15 protein-coding genes and 3 pseudogenes are annotated in these 19,720 nt (G+C 59.4%); 4 read left to right on the top strand and 14 right to left on the bottom strand.

Features of this window, described 5'->3' with window-relative positions; genetic code table 11:
* Positions 1-32: 32 nt before the first annotated feature.
* The 9 genes and pseudogenes from CTP10_RS34455 to CTP10_RS34415 form a co-directional block, all read right to left on the bottom strand.
* Positions 33-320 (bottom strand): co-chaperone GroES, encoded by a 288-nt coding sequence (locus CTP10_RS34455; RefSeq protein WP_116322965.1) that lies wholly within the window; start codon positions 318-320, stop codon positions 33-35.
* A 147-nt stretch (positions 321-467) separates the two neighbouring features.
* Positions 468-848, bottom strand: coding sequence for a hypothetical protein (locus CTP10_RS34450; RefSeq protein WP_116322964.1), 381 nt, complete (start codon positions 846-848; stop codon positions 468-470).
* Positions 849-1,085: 237 nt separating this feature from the next.
* Positions 1,086-1,652 (bottom strand): Hsp20/alpha crystallin family protein, encoded by a 567-nt coding sequence (locus tag CTP10_RS34445; RefSeq protein ID WP_116323008.1) that lies wholly within the window; start codon positions 1,650-1,652, stop codon positions 1,086-1,088.
* 88 nt (positions 1,653-1,740) lie between these two features.
* Positions 1,741-2,148 carry an Hsp20/alpha crystallin family protein gene (locus CTP10_RS34440; RefSeq protein WP_116322963.1) on the bottom strand — a complete coding sequence of 136 codons (408 nt, stop codon included), beginning with the start codon at positions 2,146-2,148 and terminating at the stop codon, positions 1,741-1,743.
* Between the two features lie 15 nt (positions 2,149-2,163).
* Entirely contained in the window at positions 2,164-2,604 is a 441-nt protein-coding gene (locus CTP10_RS34435) for an Hsp20/alpha crystallin family protein (protein WP_116322962.1), read from the bottom strand.
* Positions 2,605-3,566: 962 nt separating this feature from the next.
* Positions 3,567-4,058, bottom strand: a pseudogene (locus CTP10_RS34430) (IS91 family transposase); the annotation flags it as partial.
* Positions 4,059-4,178: 120 nt separating this feature from the next.
* Positions 4,179-5,317, bottom strand: a pseudogene (locus CTP10_RS34425) (IS3 family transposase); the annotation flags it as partial.
* A 56-nt stretch (positions 5,318-5,373) separates the two neighbouring features.
* A pseudogene (locus CTP10_RS34420) lies at positions 5,374-6,084 on the bottom strand (IS91 family transposase); the annotation flags it as partial.
* 8 nt (positions 6,085-6,092) lie between these two features.
* Complete coding sequence (locus tag CTP10_RS34415; RefSeq protein WP_271816239.1) at positions 6,093-6,962, bottom strand: tyrosine-type recombinase/integrase; 870 nt, start codon at positions 6,960-6,962, stop codon at positions 6,093-6,095.
* A gap of 135 nt (positions 6,963-7,097) precedes the next feature.
* On the opposite strand from CTP10_RS34415, the gene CTP10_RS34410 reads away from it, so the two are divergent.
* The 4 genes from CTP10_RS34410 to ltrA all read left to right on the top strand — a co-directional run bounded on the left by CTP10_RS34410 (position 7,098) and on the right by ltrA (position 12,775).
* Positions 7,098-8,345, top strand: a complete 1,248-nt coding sequence (locus CTP10_RS34410) for a site-specific integrase (protein ID WP_116324036.1) — start codon at positions 7,098-7,100, stop codon at positions 8,343-8,345.
* Positions 8,342-9,721, top strand: a complete 1,380-nt coding sequence (locus CTP10_RS34405; protein ID WP_116324037.1) for a tyrosine-type recombinase/integrase — start codon at positions 8,342-8,344, stop codon at positions 9,719-9,721. Before CTP10_RS34410 ends, CTP10_RS34405 begins: the two co-directional genes overlap by 4 nt.
* Entirely contained in the window at positions 9,712-10,716 is a 1,005-nt protein-coding gene (locus tag CTP10_RS34400) for a tyrosine-type recombinase/integrase (RefSeq protein ID WP_116324038.1), read from the top strand. The genes CTP10_RS34405 and CTP10_RS34400 overlap by 10 nt, the downstream gene beginning before the upstream one ends.
* Positions 10,717-11,437: 721 nt before the next feature.
* A complete protein-coding gene (gene ltrA, locus CTP10_RS34395) occupies positions 11,438-12,775 on the top strand; it encodes a group II intron reverse transcriptase/maturase (RefSeq protein WP_116324081.1) in 1,338 nt (445 codons plus the stop codon).
* Between the two features lie 233 nt (positions 12,776-13,008).
* Here the strand turns inward: ltrA and CTP10_RS34390 are convergent, their stop codons facing one another.
* From CTP10_RS34390 to CTP10_RS34365, 5 genes are all read right to left on the bottom strand, one after another.
* Entirely contained in the window at positions 13,009-13,602 is a 594-nt protein-coding gene (locus tag CTP10_RS34390; protein ID WP_199414721.1) for a YiiX/YebB-like N1pC/P60 family cysteine hydrolase, read from the bottom strand.
* Between the two features lie 900 nt (positions 13,603-14,502).
* The gene (locus CTP10_RS34380) at positions 14,503-15,309 is read right to left on the bottom strand and encodes an NYN domain-containing protein (protein WP_116323193.1); all 807 of its coding nucleotides are present in this window, start codon (positions 15,307-15,309) and stop codon (positions 14,503-14,505) included.
* A 1,015-nt stretch (positions 15,310-16,324) separates the two neighbouring features.
* On the bottom strand, positions 16,325-17,212 hold the full coding sequence (locus CTP10_RS34375) for a hypothetical protein (RefSeq protein WP_116323192.1): 888 nt from the start codon (positions 17,210-17,212) through the stop codon (positions 16,325-16,327).
* Positions 17,212-17,493 carry a hypothetical protein gene (locus CTP10_RS34370; RefSeq protein ID WP_116323191.1) on the bottom strand — a complete coding sequence of 94 codons (282 nt, stop codon included), beginning with the start codon at positions 17,491-17,493 and terminating at the stop codon, positions 17,212-17,214. The genes CTP10_RS34375 and CTP10_RS34370 overlap by 1 nt, the downstream gene beginning before the upstream one ends.
* A 274-nt stretch (positions 17,494-17,767) precedes the next feature.
* A complete protein-coding gene (locus CTP10_RS34365) occupies positions 17,768-19,714 on the bottom strand; it encodes a helix-hairpin-helix domain-containing protein (protein ID WP_116323190.1) in 1,947 nt (648 codons plus the stop codon).
* Positions 19,715-19,720 lie beyond the last annotated feature (6 nt).

Here is a 19,720-nt window from a genome sequence, read left to right as displayed (position 1 = left end):
CCTCGCGAGACGCTAACCTTCTGTTCCTTCCTCTATTCGACGACGCACAGAATATCCTCGTCACGCATAACCAGCACCTCCTCGCCTTCAAGCTTGACGGTGGTGCCCGCATACTTGCCAAATAGCACGCGCTCGCCAATCTTCACGCTCGGCGCGCCGACATGGCCATCGCCCAGGCGCTTGCCGGGGCCGACAGCCAGGACTTCGCCCTGGTCCGGCTTTTCGGCGGCGGTATCGGGGATGACAATACCGCTGGCCGTCTTGTGTTCTGCGTCCAAGCGTTTGACGATGACGCGATCGTGTAGTGGACGGATGTTCATAGCCTTGCTCCTCGTCCGATCACTGTGATCATGAGCTTGTCCGGCCGATCGGGTCGTGTCCGGGCCGCCGTTCAGGGCATTCACGTGTCAACGCCGGCGTCTGGATCAAGCCGCTAGCATTATTGGCCAGGAACCGATCCTGGCGCTTCACTGAATGGCCGGCACGGTGCCGAGCTTCTCTGCCAGCATCCGCTCATATACGCCAAAATGCACATCCACCTCTGCCTGACTGACGACGACAACGTCAATCGTGACCTGCTCGGGCGACAAGCCAAACATCGTGGCCAGCGCCACCTCCAGGTGGGGGGCCGCCACTCTGTCCTTGTCGAACGTCGTGCCGATGCTGATCACGTAAGCATCGCCTTGCGCTGTGACGTCGACCAAACGGGCCCGCGCGCTGAGGTTGTTATCGATCGCGACTGTGACCAACTCCGCTACGCGCCGCGTCCGCTCGGTAGGAAAGCCGCGCGTGCACTTGAGCCGCACCCGATGCCTGCCTAGCGTCACCCACTCAGAATCGAATTCCATCGAAGTCTCCATCTCGGGAAGAGTTTGCCGTGAAAATAGAGGCCAGTCCGGCGATTTCAAGACCTTAGCGTCGCACGTGGATTCGCTGCAGTTGCAAGCCAGCACCGCGCGTTCCGAGCGCCGCCTATGCCAGAAAGGGCCTCGGAGGCGCTACCTTGCACGGCCAGCTGGAATCTCCCAGCTGAGCGCGCAGACTCACGCGAGTGTATTCCCTTGACGCAGCTCGCCATCTTTCGCTCACTTCACCTCGATCTTCTTCACCGCAGATTGCGACGAGCCGGTCTTGGGTAGACGCAGCGTCAATACGCCTCTGTCGAACTTCGCATCGATGTGATCGAGGTCGATGCCATCGGGCAGCGGAATACTGCGCATGAAAGCGCCGTATGCCCGCTCCAGCCGGTAGCAGCCGTTTTCCTCGCTCTGAATGTCCTGCTTCTTCTCACCCCGTAACACCAGCGCGCCATCTTCGATGGTGGTCTGCAGGTCCTCGCGATCCATGCCGGGCAGTTCCGCCGTGATCCTCAGCGCCGTGCCATCATCGACTACATCGATGCGAGGTTGGAAGCGCGAAGAACTGAAGTCACCGAACCATCGATCCAGGCCGCCGAAGCCCGCGAAGGGTTCATGCAGGAACTCGCCCATCGCACGCAGGGGATCGCTTGAAAATAGCCGTGAAACGTCGGGCCAGTCCGGTGTCCAGTGCCTTGGCGCTGGAACATTCGACGACTCGCCCGTCGGCTGCCTATCCTCTGTCGATTTGCGTAGGAACTTGAATGGGTTCCATTTGCCCAGGTCTGTTTTCATCTTGTCCTCACCGATGTATGTCCAGCCCATTTCCGCGGGTACTGCGGTGGCGCCCTTGCAGACGCCACCGGTACCCGGCGGCGGCAACTCACGCCACGTTGACTGCAATGCGACGCGGACGCGCTTCGTCGCGACGCGGGATCGTCAGCTTGAGCACGCCGTCCTGCAGGTTCGCCTCGATCTTCGACGCGTCAAGGTCGGCACTTAGCGAGAAAGCGCGGGCGAAGTGAGGCTGTCGAATCTCCGCGTGTTGCACCCGCAGGCCTTGGGGCGTGGGCACGACCGCTTCCGCCTCGATATGGAGGTTGCCGTCGTGGACATTCACCTCAAGCTTGTCCTTGGTCACACCCGGAAGATCGGCCCAGAGGGTGACGCCGTTGCTGTCCTCGACGATGTCGACCGCGGGAAGCAGGGTCATCGTCGGCGTGGACCTGTCCTCCTGACCTGTTGTCACCGCGTTCTGGTTGCGTTCAGCCACTTGGGTAGTCTCGTTCATGGCATTCTCCTCACGTTATTGGACCGTGATCGCCCGGGGCTTTGAGGCTTCGCGCTTGCCGACACTGATAGACAGGCAGCCGTTGGCATAGCGCGCCTGGACTTTGTCGGGGTCGGCGCTTTGCGGCAATTCGACCACACGCCGGAACGTGCCGGTGAATCGCTCTTGCGCATACAGCCGGACCTCGGGATCGTGCGCAGCTTGCGCCGCTTCGCGCTCGCCGCTGATGGTCAGCAAGCCCTTGTCGATCGACACCTCGAACTGGTCTGGCTTGAGCCCGGGTGCGAACGCGACAATCTCGATGGAATCGTCCGTGGCACCGATATTGACCGGGGGAAATGCCCCGAAGCGGCCGGAGCGGATGCTGGATGGGAAGCCGCCGAACAAACTCGCCATCTGCCTTTGCATGCGGTCGAGCTCGCTGAAAACGTCGGTTCCAAAGAATAGATCGCTCATGGTCGTATCCTCCTTCGATGCAGCAAGGAGGCGAAGGGGCATACGCGCTCCCATCCACCTGCCAAGCTGCTGGCAAACAAACAGAAACACGCAGCGCGCAATGGTCGCGACTGCCTGAGCGAAAATAAAATAGTAATTGCGCAGCCAAATTTCAAGGGGCCAGCTTGCGCCGTTCCGCGAAAGGACATCGGCTGATTCGTGCTGCCCCCGGTCACGGTTGGGCAGATTCGCTTACATTGCATCACCGGGGTTGCTTCCGTTACACGGCGCCACATCTATGTGCCGCATGGAGCGTATTTGTCGCGCCGCCTGGCGTTGGGGTAAGTGCCGTACCTGACGCTTGCTTTCGCAATCACGCCTTTGACGCGTTGCAAGGCCAAGCCTCCCCAGCAGAGACGCACAGTTCGACTGGGATCCTGCCTTGTGGCGCGGCTCGCTGGATAACAATGGCCGGCTCGGCACGTCTCACGCAGGTCGCGGTCCGCGGACACAGATCAACTGGCGGGCAGCACAATGTGCCCCTTGAGCCACTTTTATGGTTGATGCTCTACACGGCGGTGCCGGCTTGCCTCTCGTTGAGCAGAATTGGCTGACTCGTAGAATATGGCCGCGGACGTCCGGTGTCTCCGCCGGGACACTATCTCCGAATTCTATGGTTCAGGTTCGTCGCCCGGTAGTTGGCGCCCGGCGGGGGCTAGCGATCGCTTAGCGTGCAAAATTTTCCGTTTTCTGAAGCGACCCCTATGGGCATTGAATCGCGTTGCGCCTGCGGGTCGGATGCCAGCGACAGTGCGGATTGGGAGTTTTGCTTCGCACCTGAGTGGGCAATGGATGCCATTGCGTGGGATCGGCGGCTGACCCTAGGCGGAGCCGGCGACGCTTGGAGGCCTGTGGCACGAACCTGCCTGCTGTGTCGCGCCAAAGGGAGCGAACGCAGTGATTGACGGCATGCGCGTGGGGGGTCATGCAACCCTCCTCGGCGGTGCGCGTGGCAAAGCGGTTGGCAACAGGCGCTCGATACAAAACATGCGCCCCCGCGCGCAGACGGGACAGTCGTACAACGACCGGCCGGTCAGCTTCTCGTAGCGGTCGCGGTAGTCAGACTGCGGGAGAAGGCGAACCTCGCGCAAGGGCGGGGCCTCGAGCAACCGGCGACAATCGGCCAGCCCACGCTCGCGTGAGCGATTGCTGAGCAGGCCGTAGTGGCGGATCCGCTGGAATCCTCGCGGCAGCACGTGCAGCAGGAAGCGTCGGATGAATTCGTGGGCGGGTAAGGACATCGCGTGCGGCTCGCCGGGGTGGCGATAGTCCTTCCAGCGGAACGTGACGTGCTCCTCGGTAAGCTCAAGTAGCCGGTTGTTGGAGATCGCTACGCGATGCGTGTAGCGGCCCAGATAGTCCAGGACCTGCCGGGGGCCACCGAACGGCTCCTTAGCATAGACGACCCACTCTGTGTGGGGTTACTCCGTTTTATCGAACAGATTTGCATTGGAATCTTAGTTCGATGGGTTGTCTCCTTGTGATGGGGCAGTGTAGGCCCGGTGTAGCGACGGATGTCTGATCCCGGGCGGTAGCTGTTCAAATTCCTGCGGGGAGCGATATCCGAGCGCACTGTGCAGGCGATGTGGGTTGTACCAGCCTTCGATCCAGGTGAAGAGTCCGCGCCGGGCGTCGTCGTGCGTCGCGAAGTGCGAACGGTTGAGCAGCTCACATTCGAGCGTGGCGAAGAAGGCCTCGCACATCGCGTTGTCGTAGGCATCGCCGACCGAGCCCATGGACGGCCGCACCCCGGCCTCCCGGCAGCGCTGGCCAAACGCCACAGACGTGTATTGGCAGCCTTGATCCGAATGATGGATCACCTCGGTGGGACGACGTTGTGCCAGGGCCATGTCCAGCGCCTGCAGCATCAGCGCAGTGCGGAGGTGGTTGCCCATGGCCCAGCCCACGATGCGTCGGCTGTACACGTCGAGGACGACAGCGAGATAGTAAAAGCCGGCCCTGGTCGGAATGTATGTCGCATCGGCAACCCACAACTGGTTGGGGGCCTCGGCACGGAAGTGCCGCTGCACCAGATCGGCAGCGGGTCTGGCCCACGCTGCGCGGCGCGTCGTGCAGATGAAGTGAGGCCGGCATGCCCCGCGCAGCCCGGCCTCACGCATCAGTCTGGCCACGCGCTTGCGCCCCACCCGGATCCCCTGACGCAGCAGCGCTGCGTGTATGCGGGGCACGCCATAGGTGCCATAGGAGCGGGAGTGGATCGCGCGGATCTGCACCAGCAGCAGCTTGTCGCGCACGACACGGGGGCTGGGGCAGCGCCCGTTCCACGCATGGAAGCCACTGCGCGAGACCTCAAGCAGCCGGGCCATGGTGGACAACGGATAGCGAGCCTGGTTCGCCTTCATGAATTCGTACCCTTGTCGGGCAGCGAGTCGGTCTCCCGGGCAAACCAGGCCGCGGCTTTTGCCAATATCTCCCTCTCCATTTTGAGCTGCCGGTTCTCACGGCGTAGCCGCGTGAGTTCCTGGTGCTCGGCACTGGTCAGGCCGTCATGACGTGTGCCTGCGTCACGTTCGGCCTGGGCGACCCAGCCGTAGATGGTCTGAGCCGTGGGCTCGAACTCCTTGGCCAGATCCTCCGGTCGACGACCTGCATGGACCAGGTCAACCATTTGCTGCCGGAAGGCCGCGGCATACGGCATGTGATGTTTAGCCATGGTGAGCACCTCCTTTGGTTCAAGATAGGTGCTGTCCGAAAAAACGGGTCATCTCCAGTGTGGCGCGGGCCGACAAGATGGCCGAGGAAGGAGTCGCGCTTGACCAAGTGCGCTAGCGTTGAGAAGAATCGCAGCCTTCCGGCGTCGAAGGCATGTTGCAGGCGCGCGAGAAACAATCGCCGGAATAGGCGCGAGAGCACCCGCACGGGCAGGAAGAACCCGGGTCGGCAGGCGACCCAGCGCTTACCGTCCAGCGAGAGACCCCCGCCGGGGACGACGCAGTGTAGGTGTGGATGATGTACCAGCGTCTGTCCCCAGGTGTGCAGGATCGCGATGAAGCCGAGCGTGGCACCCAGGTGGCGGGAATCCGCGGCGACGGTCCGCAGGGTGTCGGCGGTGGCCTGAAACAGGATGTCATAGACCACGCGCTTGTTCTGGAAGGCGATTGCCGCGATTGGCTCGGGCAGGGTAAAGACGACATGGAAGTACGGCACAGGCAGGAGGTCCGCCTGGCGGTCGTCAAGCCACTGCGCGCGGGCGAGCGACTGGCACTTCGGACAGTGCCGATTACGACATGAGTTATAGGCAATACGCTGATGGCCGCAGCTATCACACTGCTCGACATGACCGCCCAAGGCCGCGGTACGGCATTGCTCGATGGCGCGCATGACACGCTGCGGCTCGCGACCAAGCGAGTCGGCGTGCAGTTGACGATACGACGGACCGTGGCGGCGCAGGATGTCCGCCAGCTCCAGCGGGGCCGGCATGAGCGCGGTCAGTCGCGTGCGGGCGGTGGCTCGGGCGAAATGGTCGAGGCCGGTGGTCGAGGGAGGCGGTCGAAGGGGCTGGTGGTCGCGCACACGGTGCTGGTGGCGACCTTCAGGTAGCGCGAGGTCGTGGCTAAGTTGCGATGGCCAAGCAACAGTTGGATAGTGCGCACGTCGGTACCGGACTCGAGCAGGTGCGTCGCGAACGCATGCCGCAACGCGTGTGGCGTAATGGGCTTGGTGATGCCGGCACGGCGGCGGGCATCACCGCACGCGCGCCTCACGGTACCGGGGGTGATGTGCTGGCCCGGAACGCTGCCGGGGAACAGCCAATGTTGCGGACGGCCAATACGCCAGTAGCTGCGCAGGATCTCCAGCAGGCGCGATGAAAGCATGACGTAGCGGTCGACCTGCCCTTTGCCTTGCGCGACACGCAGCACCATCCGTTGGCTGTCGATGTCGCAGACCCTCAGACTGAGCGCTTCCGAGATCCGCAGGCCCGCCGCATAAGCCGTCATCAGGATGGCGCGGTGCTTGACGCTGGGGATGGACTCGAGAAACCGCATCACCTCATCCGGACTGAGAATGACCGGCAGCATGCGAGGCCTCTTCGATGCGGCGATCTCCTCAATGGCCCAGTCTCGTTTAAGCGTGACATGGTAGAGGAAGCGCAACGCGGAGGTGGCCACCACGAGCGTGCTGCGGGATCGCTGGGATTCCACTAGATGCAACTGCCAGGCGTGGACTTCCTCCGGGCCCAGAAGCTCAGGCGAACGCCCGAAATGCTGGGCAAACGCACGAACATAATGAAGGTAGATGCGCTGGGTATTGGCTGCGAGGTTGCGGATTAATCGCCAGCTGACGATTAATCCGCTAATGCGGAGAAGTCTGTAATGTGAAGGAGAGGCAATCGGACCCCGCGGGGCGGACGCTTGTAGCCGGTTCGCTTCGCATAACAATTGCAAGAATGAAGAATGCGCGATCCTTGGTGATGCCCCCCCAAGGAGGTGCATATGTTACCGACGACATCATTGCCGGAATCTCTCGCCCGGCTCGAAACTCATCTGCGCGAGGAACGTTACTCCGATGAGGCGTGTAAGCGCAGCCTGCATGTTGCCCTGCGATTCCTCACCTACACGCGCCAGCGCCAAATCGAGGTCGAACAGATTCAGCCCGTTCACGTGACCGCGTACCTGAACTACCAGCTACGCCGGTTCCGGCGGCGGAACGGACGTAGCCCACAGAATCTTGAGGCATGGCGCAACTGGCATCTCAGCGGTATTCAGATGTTGTTGCGTCTGGTGCAAGGCCGCTGGCCTCCGGCTCCAATACCTGCAAGCGCGCGCGAGGCATTTCATAAGCAACTTTGCGATTCATACGTCAGCTGGCTCGTGACGACGCGTGATTTGGCGAGCACAACGCTATCCACGCGTCAACGCATCGTCCTACATTTCCTCGAATCATTGGACGGAGGAGGAACCAAGGCGCTGCTTGCGCAGATCACGCTGGCTGATATCGACCGCTATGTGCAGTCCCAAGCGTCGCATTTAGGACGGGGCGCCATCAAGAATATGGTGAACGCGTTGCGTAGCTTCCTGCGCTACCTGCATCAGAACGGCTGGGTTGTTCGAGATCTTGCCCCTGATTTGATCAGTCCTCGAATCTATGCTGACGAGGCCATTCCCTCGGCGCTACGCACCAGAGAAGTTGAGTTGCTCCTCGAATCCGCGCAGCAGGATCGCAGCCCGAAGGGATTGCGCGACTATGCGATCCTGCTGATGCTTTGCACCTATGGACTGCGCGCAAGCGAAGTGGCGAGGCTCCGCCTGGAGGAACTGGATTGGAGAGGGGAACGCATTCGTATTCGCCATACCAAGACCCGATCGGAATCCATGCTGCCCTTGCTGCGCACTGTCGGGGAAGCCATCCTGGATTACTTGCGCAATGGTCGTCCCCAGACCACTGCCCGCGAGATTTTCATCCGGACTGCGGCTCCGCACCGGTCCTTGCAAGGTAGTGGGGTGTATCACGTTGTTGTTGATCGTCTCCGTAACGCGGGTGTCCCCATCGCACGTAATCAGGGACCTCATGCATTACGACACGCGTGCGCGGTCAGCCTGCTGGGCACGCAATCTCCACTCAAGACTATCGCTGATGTCCTGGGCCATCGCTCATTGTCGTCCACGAGGCAGTACCTCAAACTGTCCGTGAACGAATTGCGCGAGGTGGGGCTGGACGTTCCGACGGGGAGCGAATCATGAACAGTTGGCCCGACGCCCAATGCGACCTGTATCGCGTCTTTGTCAAGCAACTACGATTGCGAAGCACCTCGGCACGCAACAGTTACCACTATGTCCTTGCTGGGTTCCAGCGGTGCGCTCTCGCGTATTCAGGCACGCAACCTCCTTCTCGCGCGACTATCGTGCACTGGCTTAAGACGAGGGCCACGCTATTACCGCAACGTGTGCTCTTCGGCCACGCCCGGCTGGTGGATCGCTTTCTCGACTGGCTGGTCGCGAATAGGCGCCTTGAGCGCAATCCTTTGTCGGAGTTGCGTGGCGCTTACAGCCCACGCGGCACTACGCCAGTGGTTCGCGCGTTGCTCAGTCAAGATCCCGATGCCGCCTTGGAGGCACTTCGACCGCTGCCCCTCTTTGCAAGTCACCTGGGCCCTCTAATGCGGGAGCACATAGCGATGATGCACTCACTGGGATTTCGCTATCACACAGTGCAAAGCCGGTTGGCCCGGTTCGATCGCTTTCTACAAACTCGGCCCGATCTTGAGGCGGAACCCCTCGCAGTGCTCGTTAGAGAGTGGGCCAACTCCCCTTCGACGCCCCGACATGCGATGGAATGCGCTGAGACTGGCCGTGTTCTCGCTAAAGCCATGCAGCGCAAAGGCGTACCCGTGGCCATTCCGCGGTCGCCTCGGGACCTGCGTGGTGTGGTCAAGCGGAACCAGCGACGACCTTATATCTATACACCAGACGAGGTCGCGCAACTGCTTAAGGTTGCAAGCGTCTTTCCGTCTCCGCGAGCACCCCTGCGGCCCATCGCCCTGTACACAATGATCGTGCTTGCCTACTGTGCCGGCCTTCGGCTCGGAGAGATCGTCCGTCTGAAGGTGCAAGACATTGATGTGGAGGCCGCAACCATCTCAGTGCGCGACACGAAGTTTTACAAGGCGCGTCTGTTGCCGGTCACGATGACGGTCATGAGAGCACTAGGCGCTTATCTCCAGGCCCGCTTGGCAGCAGGCGCTCCCGCTGATAGTGCCTCTGCCCTGTTCTGGAACGCGCAAACGTCCCGAGCCTACTCCCAGATCAGGATCAGCAAGCTGTTGGTCCAGGTCATCCGGGACGCTGGCCTGAAGCCCTTGCCCGGCTATGTGGGTCCCCGTGTTCATGATCTTCGACATGCCATGGCGGTAAATCGGATGATCGCTTGGTATCGGAATGGGATCAACCCCCAGGTTCAGTTGCCTTACCTGGCGTCATATCTTGGGCACGTCAGTATCCAGTCGACCCTCGTCTATCTCACCTCGACGCAAGAGTTGCTGCAGCAAGCATCCGAACGGTTTGAGGCCTTCGGCGCGCGCAACCTCAGCGATCCGGTTGGAGGTCAATCATGCGAATGAACGCATCGTTTGTTCAATTGCTACATGCTTTCTTCGAGAACTGGCTCGTGCAGCAGCGCAACGTCTCAGTCCACACTGTATTATCTTATCGAGACACTTGGCGTCTGTTTTTACGTTTTACCTCTGAGCGCCAGAGGTGTCAGATCGAAAGCCTAAGCATGGCGCAGATCACCGCTAGCGAGGTACTTGCTTTTCTCCAGCATAACGAAGATGAGCGCCATGTTTCAATTGGCACACGCAACTGCCGTCTCGCAGCGCTAAAGAGTTTTTTCCGTTTTGTGGAAACGCAAGAGCCGTCGGCACTGGCCCAATGTGCGCAGGTGCTTGCCATTCCAAGCAAGCGCATGCAGCGACGGGTGATCTGCTATCTGGAGTCAGACGAAGTGGCGGCCATTTTGGCTCAGCCCGACCGCAGCACCATTGAGGGGCAGCGCGATCACGCTCTACTCTCATTTCTTTACAATACGGGCGCGCGTATCCAGGAGGCTTTGGATCTTTGTCCACGGGACATCCGTTTCGAGGCGCCTTTCCAGGTGCGGCTGCTGGGCAAGGGCAGGAAAGAAAGGACCTGTCCGTTGTGGCCGCAAACAGTCACGCTGCTCCAAGCCCTATTAAGACGCCAACCGCACGCTCCAGATGAGCGCCTCTTCGTCAATCGCTACGGATCGCCACTGAGCGCTTCGGGTGTCCGATTCAAACTGCGGCAGTACGTCCAGGCAGCGTGTCAGCAGGTGCCCTCGTTATCGTCAAAACGCGTTACGCCACACGTATGGCGCCACACGACGGGCGTCCATCTTGTGGCTTCTCACGTTGACGTCACGGTCATTCGAAGTTGGCTTGGACATGCGAGTCTGGATATGACCAATCAGTATGCTCAAGCAAACATGCAAACAATGCGTGAGGCACTTCAACAGTTCGACGTACCCTCCGCGGTTGGGCATCGCCCTCGCTGGAAGCGGTCCGCCACGCTTTTGGATTGGCTTGATTCGCTTTGAGACGCCATCTCGTAATGTGAAGGAAAGAGGCAACACAGCGTAGCTGCGACAATGCTTATCGGCGTTTCCTTCACATTACAAACTTCTCCGCATTAGCGCACGCGCATGTCCTCGGTCATGCGCCGACGTAATGCCGTCATGATGGTCTCCTCTCGAAGTGACTAAGGCAGCAGGAACTGCGCTGCCATCGTCCCACTCGAAGGGGAAACCGGTCTCCAGCGTAATATCGGAGCTGCCGGCGCCGGCCGACTACCCCTACCGCGTCAGCGGTTTAGTGTACGCCCGTGATGGCGTGCCATCTGCAGGGTGAAAGTCCCTGTCGGAGTTGGCCACAGCTCCGTAGCCGAAGGTAACTGCGTCGTCGTGAGACGGGGTGGGGAGTAACCGGAAGCGAACTGTCGGTCCGTAGGTTAACGAACCTGTTTCGGCGGGGTATGGCGGCGAGCCTGCACTAAAGTGGCGAAGCCTGGAAGTAACACAGCACGCTGTCGTGGCGGACAAAGCGGTGCGGTGGCGTACCACGTGATTGAGGACGGAACGATGGGATGGTGGCACGAAGCAAGCGGGGAGACCTGCCGGCGAGGTGAACGCTGGCAGGAGTCAGAGTCCCGATAGTACTGCACACGGAAGCGTAGAGCCGTGGAGACCTGCGTCAGAGCAAAAGGCGCACTAGGGAAGCGGGGCAGGAAAGTTGATAGCAAAAGACCGGAAGGAAGCAGAGATGAAGATCGAAGCATCGCCAGTGTCGGAAACGACTAGACGAGATGCAAACGCGCTGGGAAGCTGCGTGCAGCGGAAATTCGCGTCAGCTTCAATCTGGACGGACGCTATGTTGGCTGCTCTACAAAACGGAGTTAAGGGAGGTAAATGGCACAGTCTGATTGACAAGGTGTTTCGCCTGGACACGCTCGCGCTGGGATGGACTCAGGTCGAGAAGAACGCCGGGGCAGCGGGAGTGGACCGCATGAGCGTGAAGCGATTCGCGCAAGCGCGGGACCGCTACCTTGCTGAACTGGCGCATGCATTGCAGGATGGTAGCTATCGCCCGCAGCCGGTGCGGCGCGTCTACATACCGAAAGGTAAAGGACGCCGCCCGCTCGGTATACCCGCTGTGAAGGATCGCGTCGTTCAAGCGGCCCTGAAGCTGGTCATCGAGCCGATCTTTGAGCATGAGTTTGAGCCGAGAAGCTACGGCTTCCGCCCGGGCTTGGGCTGCAAGGATGCACTGCGCGAAGTGGACCGACATGTGAAAGCGGGCTACTGCTGGGTGGTCGATGCCGATCTGCAAAGCTATTTTGACTCGATCCCACACCTGCCCCTTCTCGCGAGAGTGGCCGGGCGCATCGCGGACGGCCGGGTTCTGGAACTTATCCAATCCTTTCTCAAGCAAGACATCATGGAAGACATGACGCGCTGGACGCCCACTTCTGGGAGTCCGCAGGGGGCGGTCATCAGCCCTCTGTTGGCAAATCTGTACCTGCACGAGCTTGACGTGGAAATGCGTCAGGCAGGGCTGGTCATGGTGCGCTACGCGGATGACGCCGTGGTGTTATGCCGCACACGTGAGGAAGCGGAAGCTGCGCTAACTCGCATGCGGGCTTGGGTGGATGCGAACGGCCTGACACTGCATCCCGACAAAACCCACGTTGGGGATTGCCGGCTGGAGGGTCATGGGTTCGAGTTTCTCGGTTACCGGTTCGAGGCGGGCCAACGGTGGGTGCGCAAGAAGAGTCTTATGGGGTTGCGGGATAAAATCCGGGCCCTGACCAAGCGTAACAGGGGCGATTCGATCGAGAGCATCATTGCGTCGATCAACCCGACCCTGCGTGGCTGGTTCGGCTATTTCCAGCACGCCCACCGCTACACCTTCTCGTCGGTCGACGGCTTTGTTCGTCGCCGTCTGCGAGCGATCTTGCGCCGACAGCTTCATCGTCCGGGGCAGGGTCATTGCCTTCGCGATCACACCCGATGGCCAAATGCCTTTTTCGCTAATCTTGGGCTGTTCACGATGTCCGAGGCCCTTCGATTGGCGCGCCAATCCCGATGTGGAAACAACTGACTGGAGAGCCCGTCGCGGGTAAACCGCACACCGGGTTCGGAGGGAGGGGACGGCGCACGCCGTTTCCTACCCCTATTCAAGGCACGATAACGTTGCCTTATCGCAGACCGTCGCGCGTGCTTGACCTCTGCGTGATTCGCTATATGTCATCGGTGATGCGTACGATTTACTCGCCCTCTGCGGGCCAAGGAACCCTAGATCGGTTTGGCGCGCTTCTCTAGATGCAGCGAAAACTATGACGCATGGTAGCCAGCAAGTTTTCCCTCTATGTGAACGACCTCCAGGCGAGGATCTTTACTGATGTCGCCGGGATTGGAACCTGGTTCGCCATCAGGCACTTCCATCCCAAACTGCTGGTAGTAATGGGTCCACGCTTCCAAAATCTTGCCGGTTACCTTGTCCCTGAAGCTCATCGGCCGCTCAACAAAGAATTGTTCGCCCCCGTTAGCTGCCTTGAACATGTCGACAACTAGTTCGCTGCAGTACAAGGCTTTTTCGTCTGTAAGGTAGAACTGATCGTAAGGACGATCGCGTAGCTGAAGCCCGTAGTCAATGGCCAAGGGCACAAGCGGTGAAAAGGTAGGGTTTAGTCGGCCAACTAAATAGCGGGGTTTCTTTTCCGCATCATTTGATCGCCGTAGAAAGACATCAACATTTGTCACTCTCACTTCCGGCGGGAACGCCTCAAGAACAAAGGTTCCTTTTTTGTTCTTCATCGCGACCCCAACGTGGTTGACAAGAGCGCCTCGATAGCCTTCTGTGACTGCGGAAATTGCATTTTGACTTGAACCTATTTGCGTAAATATGATATCACCATGCTCGATCACGAAAATCTCCTCAAAAAATATTCTTTTAATATGGCTAAATGATAGCTTTCGCTAAAATTATGTCGCTGTGATGGATTACTGGTTAATCGTGCCAACTCATTGGATAGCAACGTGATGGCCGATAAACGACCGACAGCGAAGCATCATGTCATGCCAGCTCAATCAACATATTGCCGTGTTGGATCATGCCGCGGAGGTGCGCACCTCCGCGCTAGTACTAGGTAGCGGTACCCCGAGCAACATCTTGAGCAACTCGTCCAACGAATGGATGCGTTGGAAACCGCTTATAGGCAGGACCCGTTGGTTAGGCCGCTCGCCCTTTTGGCCGGTCGAGTCCGCGCGCGAGTGCTTAGCGACCTTCATGTCGCGGATAGAAGGGAGTGGTCTACCAGGTAGATCCCCATACCAGCGATAGGACTCGATCGACAAGCACTGGCGAACTACTATCCACAAGACGCATCCGCTAGGGCGCTCCTGCAGCTTCAAACTAGCAGTGATCTTCGACGTCGCGGCCCCAACTACAGAGACCTTCAGTTGGACGTGCCTGACAATATTCCCGTAGTTCATCACTAAATCGTATCCACCTGCGTCGAATTCCGAGCGCAGCACTTCAACATCCGTGACGCCCCGTTGCCAGAGACGCTGTAAAACCTGGCCGACAAATAGATGTTCTACGATTCGTTCGCGCAGGACCGAATGGACCGAGTGGTCTGCGCCCGCGATGTCTACGTCTTCTTCCAATTGAATTCCCTGCTTTTTGTCGAAGTTGCCTTGAAGTGTATGCTATTGTGCGACCCCGTCCCATCATGCGAATAAGTCTGCTGAGCTTCCGCTCCACTACCTGAGTGTTGCGAAAGGCATCCTCGACCGATAGCCCAGGGCTTTACCCAAGCTGGCATCTCACTTGGACTTTAGGTAGAGCTGCTTCTGAGTTTGACCCGGCGGAGTGCGCTCTTCGGTCACAAAGATGTCCTGGCGCGATCTCACCAGATCGGATAGCTTCTTGAACCCATAAACCCGTGGGTCAAAGTCAGGTTGCAGCTTCGTGAGGTAGCTCCCAAAGGTACCGAGATGTGCCCAGCCATTCTCGTCCGATGACTGGTCAATCGCAGAAAGCATGAAATCCCTCGGGAAACTTGGCACTGGCGCTTTTATCCCGGAGCCTGCCGGCGTAATCATAGGGACAGTTGCGGTTTCAGGTTTGGGCCCTGCAGCGGGTACGGCCTCCGCCGGAGCGGGTCGAAGCAGTTCAGTGAGCACGAATTTGTTACAGGCATTCCGAAAGGCATCAGGCGTCTTCTGCTCTCCAAAACCCAGGACGACCAATCCTTCTTCCCGAATCCGAGTCGCCAGCCCGGTAAAGTCGCTGTCGCTCGTCACTAGGCAAAAGCCACCGAACCGCCGGGTGTAAAGCAAATCCATTGCGTCGATGATAAGTGTACTGTCGGTAGCGTTCTTTCCGCTGGTGTATGCGAACTGCTGAACCGGCTTGATGGCGTACGTCTGCAGCACCTTCTTCCACGAGGCGCTCTGCGGCGACGTGAAATCGCCATAGATGCGCTTCACCGTTGCCTCGCCAAACCGAGCCACTTCGCCAAGAATGCCCTCAATGACCGCGGCTTGCGCGTTGTCCGCGTCGATCAGAACAGCAAGCCGCAGTGCGGGTTCTTCAGCTTCGATCTTGGCAACTAGTTTTGGAGTAACCATGGTTGTGAGGTAAGAAGAGGCATTTTGCCGGTTCGCGATTGCGCGCCGAGCCATCAAGCTAGGCTGAACAAGAACGTAGCATCGTGGACAACTTCGATCGTGCATCGCGAAGAGGGGTATGTTGCGATTCGCCAACGCAGAGCCTCGCACTGAACGCGATTCAAGGCCAATCAGTCTGGCCGGCCACGCTGTTTGATGTCATCTATCGTGGTTCTGCTGATAGCCCCTCGGAACTGGGGTAGCCAACCATCCTAAGGAACATCAAGGCACGGCAACTGACGAGGTCGCATTGAACATATCGCCCGATGAGCGAAATTTTACGGATTGGTGTGAGATTATGTTGAAAGGGGGAGGGCGGCCGCTTGTCGGCGCCGCCTGCACCTCCGTCGACCGTCGACGCACAGGTGTTCAGCCCTGGATCTCCAATGAATAGTTTCACGATCACGAAATAATTGGGTTGTGACGATGGACCGCGCGAACAGTCGACGGTCGTCTCTAGCCGACCCCACTCGGTCATCCAGAGGTCTCAGCCTCCATGACCGGTATTGACAGAGGATTGCTCAGTCGCGACACGTCTATGTGTGCGATGTCCAACATGTAGGTAATTGCTTTCGGCTTCGTGCTGTGGCATGGTGGGACGCCGAGCTTTCCAGCACAACTAGCCATAACAATACAAACGATCGAACGAACGGTCAGTGCCGAGGAAGGAAGGGCGGTGTCGCTGTGCGCATCACCAACGTCTAAGACGGCGTCTAACCCGTCAGCCCAACTCGAGACCGCCAACCTGGCGTTCTTTTTTCATGCGCGCCGAGGCAGCATCCCATCACGCATCCTGGGAGCAAGGCGAAGGAGCCGCTCTGGTGGGAATTCGCCGCTTGGCTTTCGCTCGCGCGCCAACGGCTGCAGCCCTGGGTGCTGATCACCCCGCAGGCAGAAATGAAAACGGCGACCTCACAGGAAGGCCGCCGTCGGATGACGTGGGATGTGGCGGCCGTTGGCTCCGGCCGGCAGATGCTTACATCAGCCCCGAGTTTGCGCCGACTTCCCGCGTGACCTTGGTCGAGAACTTGGAGGGCGGGAACAGCTCGATGAAGCGCTTGCCCTGGGTCGGTATGACGGAGCGCGAGTTGCCGTATCGCAGCCGCAAGGCCTCGTGCATCGCCAGAGTGCCAGCCTCGCCGAACTCCTTGGCCGCCATGCTCGAATTGACGTAGTCCACGAGCTTCGGATTGCGGGCATCCAAGGCACGCAGGAAGAAGGTCCACAGCTCGACGTTCGTCCCGGCCGGCGTCTCGTAAAGCGTGTGCAGATTGCCCTCCGCGTCCGTGCTCATGAGGAACAGTTGGCGCAGGGTGTACCCCTCGGGCTCCAGGGTGGTCGGATACTCGGCCTTATGGTCCAACCGGAAGTGGAAGATGCTGTAGGCGTGGGAGAGGATCTCGGCCAGGTCAACCTTCAGCACCTCCTGCAGATCCTCGACCAGTGCCCGGGGAGTGTTCGGCGCAGTGGCGGGCGGCGCGTCGAATTCGCCGTCGCAGCGCAGGCCCGGGGCCCGTGTGCGAACCAGCTCGTGCTCCCGGTGGACAAAGCCGTTGCCGTGGCCGGCTGCCGGGCGCTCCAGCAGGCGATACACCTGACCGCGGAAGGCGACCTCATAGAAAGGCCGCTCGGTCCCTAGCCTCATCGTCTCACTACACGCATAGCCTTCATACGACAAGATCAGGTGGCGCTCGCCGAGCAGCGCCTTCGTCGAGTCAATGCGGCCGGACTTCAGGAACGTGCCTTTTCGGAAGCTTGGGATTAGCACCGCGGTATGCGTGGTGGCCATGCGCACGGCGGTCGGCGCGGATTCCGTCGAGCCCTCGGCATCCTGTTGGATCACATCGGTGCGTTCGGTCGACATCAAACAAGCTCCTCAATGCTGGTTTCCTTTTCCTCCTCGAACGCGTCGCGGCGGAAGATCACAGCGAAGTCCTTTGACAAGACGGTCAGGGGAAGGGCCTCGTCGCAGCCTTGCTCTTGACATAGTTCTTCCCAGATCCGATAGACATCGCGCCAGGGCTTCTTGGCGATGCGTTGCACCCCAGTCCACAGGTAGAACTCATCCCAACGAATGGCCTTGCTTCCGACCAGCCACACCTCATCCAGGACCTGGCGTAGCTGCGCTTCCCGATGCCGCTCCATAAGAATCTCTCCGTTTTCGAAGCATCAGGATACGCGTTCGCCACCGATAAAACAAGAGAAAACTACATAAATAAGGCGTGCTTATTTTGATTGTCGCCAATAACTGGGATAGTCGCGCGATGTCTGGGGCTGCCACTGGGCACGAAAAAGCGGCGGGCCAAGATGGTCCGCCGCGGGAGAAAACACTACGCCTATGCTGCCAGGCTGATCATGACGGGGCGGGGCTGCATTATTGTGGGGGCTTTGGTGCTCTGGCTTCGATGAGGTGTAGTGCTCAAGCAATCACCGTCACGTCCAGCCTGGCCTGCTCGACATCCGTGGCGAGACTGGTCAGCTTGAACTGGGCCTCGCTAATCTTGCGCACCGCTGCCTCCTGGCACGACTTCAGTACCGCCGCGCCGTTCTTGAGGAGGCCTTCAAGGGCGACCCGGCGCTGATGAATCCGCAGCTTGACGGCATTCTGGTCGGCCGCTGTTACGGCGGTGGCGGGGTTGAACCGGAACCGGCGCTCGCAGCTGGCGCGCCAGTCCAAAACTGCCCTGGTTCGGCTCTCTCCAAAGCCTTGCACCTGCATGACACGGGATTTTGTTACGTCTGCAGCGGTTTCAATGCCGAATGACCGCAGAGCAGTCTTACGACTTGGGCCCAGCCCCGAAATATCGGCGATGTCAATGAAGCAGGTTTGCAGAAATTTTTCGCGTTGGCGCGCTTCCGCACCTGCTGTTAGCGCAGTCAGCTCTTGCTTCTCCCGGTTGGGTAGCTGCTCGTACTCGTGGCGATACGTTTTCAGTTCCTGCTTTTTCTGCCTAAACACTTCTGGTCCTGCGTCCTTCTTGAGCTGCTCAACCAAGGCCTCCAGCTCATACTCGGCATTACTGAGGGTCTTACGACGGCGAGTATTCTCAGCTTCGCACTTTCCATTTGCCGAACTAACCACCTTAGAGTAAGCAACAAAACCCCCAATCACAGTCAGTAGCCAAGCCATCGGAAAGGCCACCGTGAGGCCGACAGCCAGGATAATCACAAGCGCCTTGTAGACTGAAATCGAACGCTTGCTCCGGATGTTACCCGGTAGCGGGGTGGGCTTAAGTCCGGCCGACGTGACGTTTGGAATGACGATGGCCGGAGGTGGCTGGACGGCCTCGATAAGTCCCCACACTTGAGCGAGAACAAATCCGCTTGAAGTAGGTATCTTGGTGGAGGCCAGGTAAACGAAGTACAGCACGCCGTCCCGTTCCAGTGCGCACCAAGGGCAGGTGCTCTGATGGTTGGGGTAGACGTGAGCGGGAGAGGTCGAGCACTTCGTTAGCTTTTGCCGAAGGTCATCCAGCGCATGCATCCAATCTGCCGCGATGGGCCTTTTTGCTGTCCCCTGTTCGGTGAAGGCTGTGTAGAACATATCCTCCATGGGTTTGGGAACCAGGGACAAGGGGATGGTGCGCGGCGGAGGCTGGAATCCTCGGTTTCGCGCATCCCGCGCATAGGCGAAACGGAACGCCTTGATGTCGCCCTCCAGGGATTCGCCGACACCGTCTCGCAGAGGAACGCCGGAGTAGGGGTGCCGGCCGCCAAATAGCAGGTGGAAGATGAGGAGGGCGAGCCCGAAGTTGTCGTGATTTGCAGTCCGCTTGAAGCCTTTGAAGGAGGACAGGCCCTGCAACTCAGGCGGGGTGAAGTGCGAAACCCCAACCTCACAGTAATGCAGCGTACCTCGGGCATCAACCTGAAAGGAGTCGCTGTCAATCAGGACAACTTTGCTGTCATCGCCTACGAGTACATTCCCCTGGTTGACGTCGCCAAGCACATGCCCATGACGATGCAGGACGTCGAATGCTGCCGCAGTGTTGCGGGCGACGAACAGGAGAAAATCCCATGCGGCCTTGGGCCGGTCTTGGCGACGGTGTGCAGGGCTATAGACCATATGGACCGGGGCTTTGCCTGATACCTTTGGCATCAGAAACCCCACCATTGGGCCACCTTTTGAGCTGTGCAGCGTGTCCTGTGGCCAAGCTGCATAACTTAGCAGCAGGTCGTCGGCAGTGGAGGCCATGAAGGCTAACTTCGCGGCCTTTTGGGGGGCAGGCAGATGCTTGGCGTGGTAGACCTTGGCAACCTGCTTGGGACGGCTTGGCACGTCGAAGACCGCGCCTTCACCGCCCACGCCCATTTCTGCTCCGAGTTGAATCACCGTGCCGCCAGCGGTGAACAGAGTCTTGTTCATGGTCGA

This window comes from Cupriavidus sp. P-10 (assembly GCF_003402535.2).
Lineage (GTDB): Bacteria > Pseudomonadota > Gammaproteobacteria > Burkholderiales > Burkholderiaceae > Cupriavidus.
Note: the sequence above shows the minus strand (reverse complement) of the source record. Positions and strands in the feature narration are given on the sequence as shown.

Bases quoted from the DNA above. Each gene is read 5' to 3' on its own strand.
- CTP10_RS34455 (WP_116322965.1), bottom strand. From the start codon at position 320: ATGAACATCCGTCCACTACACGATCGCGTCATCGTCAAACGCTTGGAC.
- CTP10_RS34450 (WP_116322964.1), bottom strand. From the start codon at position 848: ATGGAATTCGATTCTGAGTGGGTGACGCTAGGCAGGCATCGGGTGCGG.
- CTP10_RS34445 (WP_116323008.1), bottom strand. From the start codon at position 1,652: ATGAAAACAGACCTGGGCAAATGGAACCCATTCAAGTTCCTACGCAAA.
- CTP10_RS34440 (WP_116322963.1), bottom strand. From the start codon at position 2,148: ATGAACGAGACTACCCAAGTGGCTGAACGCAACCAGAACGCGGTGACA.
- CTP10_RS34435 (WP_116322962.1), bottom strand. From the start codon at position 2,604: ATGAGCGATCTATTCTTTGGAACCGACGTTTTCAGCGAGCTCGACCGC.
- CTP10_RS34410 (WP_116324036.1), top strand. From the start codon at position 7,098: ATGTTACCGACGACATCATTGCCGGAATCTCTCGCCCGGCTCGAAACT.
- CTP10_RS34405 (WP_116324037.1), top strand. From the start codon at position 8,342: ATGAACAGTTGGCCCGACGCCCAATGCGACCTGTATCGCGTCTTTGTC.
- CTP10_RS34400 (WP_116324038.1), top strand. From the start codon at position 9,712: ATGCGAATGAACGCATCGTTTGTTCAATTGCTACATGCTTTCTTCGAG.
- ltrA (WP_116324081.1), top strand. From the start codon at position 11,438: ATGAAGATCGAAGCATCGCCAGTGTCGGAAACGACTAGACGAGATGCA.
- CTP10_RS34380 (WP_116323193.1), bottom strand. From the start codon at position 15,309: ATGGTTACTCCAAAACTAGTTGCCAAGATCGAAGCTGAAGAACCCGCA.
- CTP10_RS34375 (WP_116323192.1), bottom strand. From the start codon at position 17,212: ATGTCGACCGAACGCACCGATGTGATCCAACAGGATGCCGAGGGCTCG.
- CTP10_RS34370 (WP_116323191.1), bottom strand. From the start codon at position 17,493: ATGGAGCGGCATCGGGAAGCGCAGCTACGCCAGGTCCTGGATGAGGTG.
- CTP10_RS34365 (WP_116323190.1), bottom strand. From the start codon at position 19,714: ATGAACAAGACTCTGTTCACCGCTGGCGGCACGGTGATTCAACTCGGA.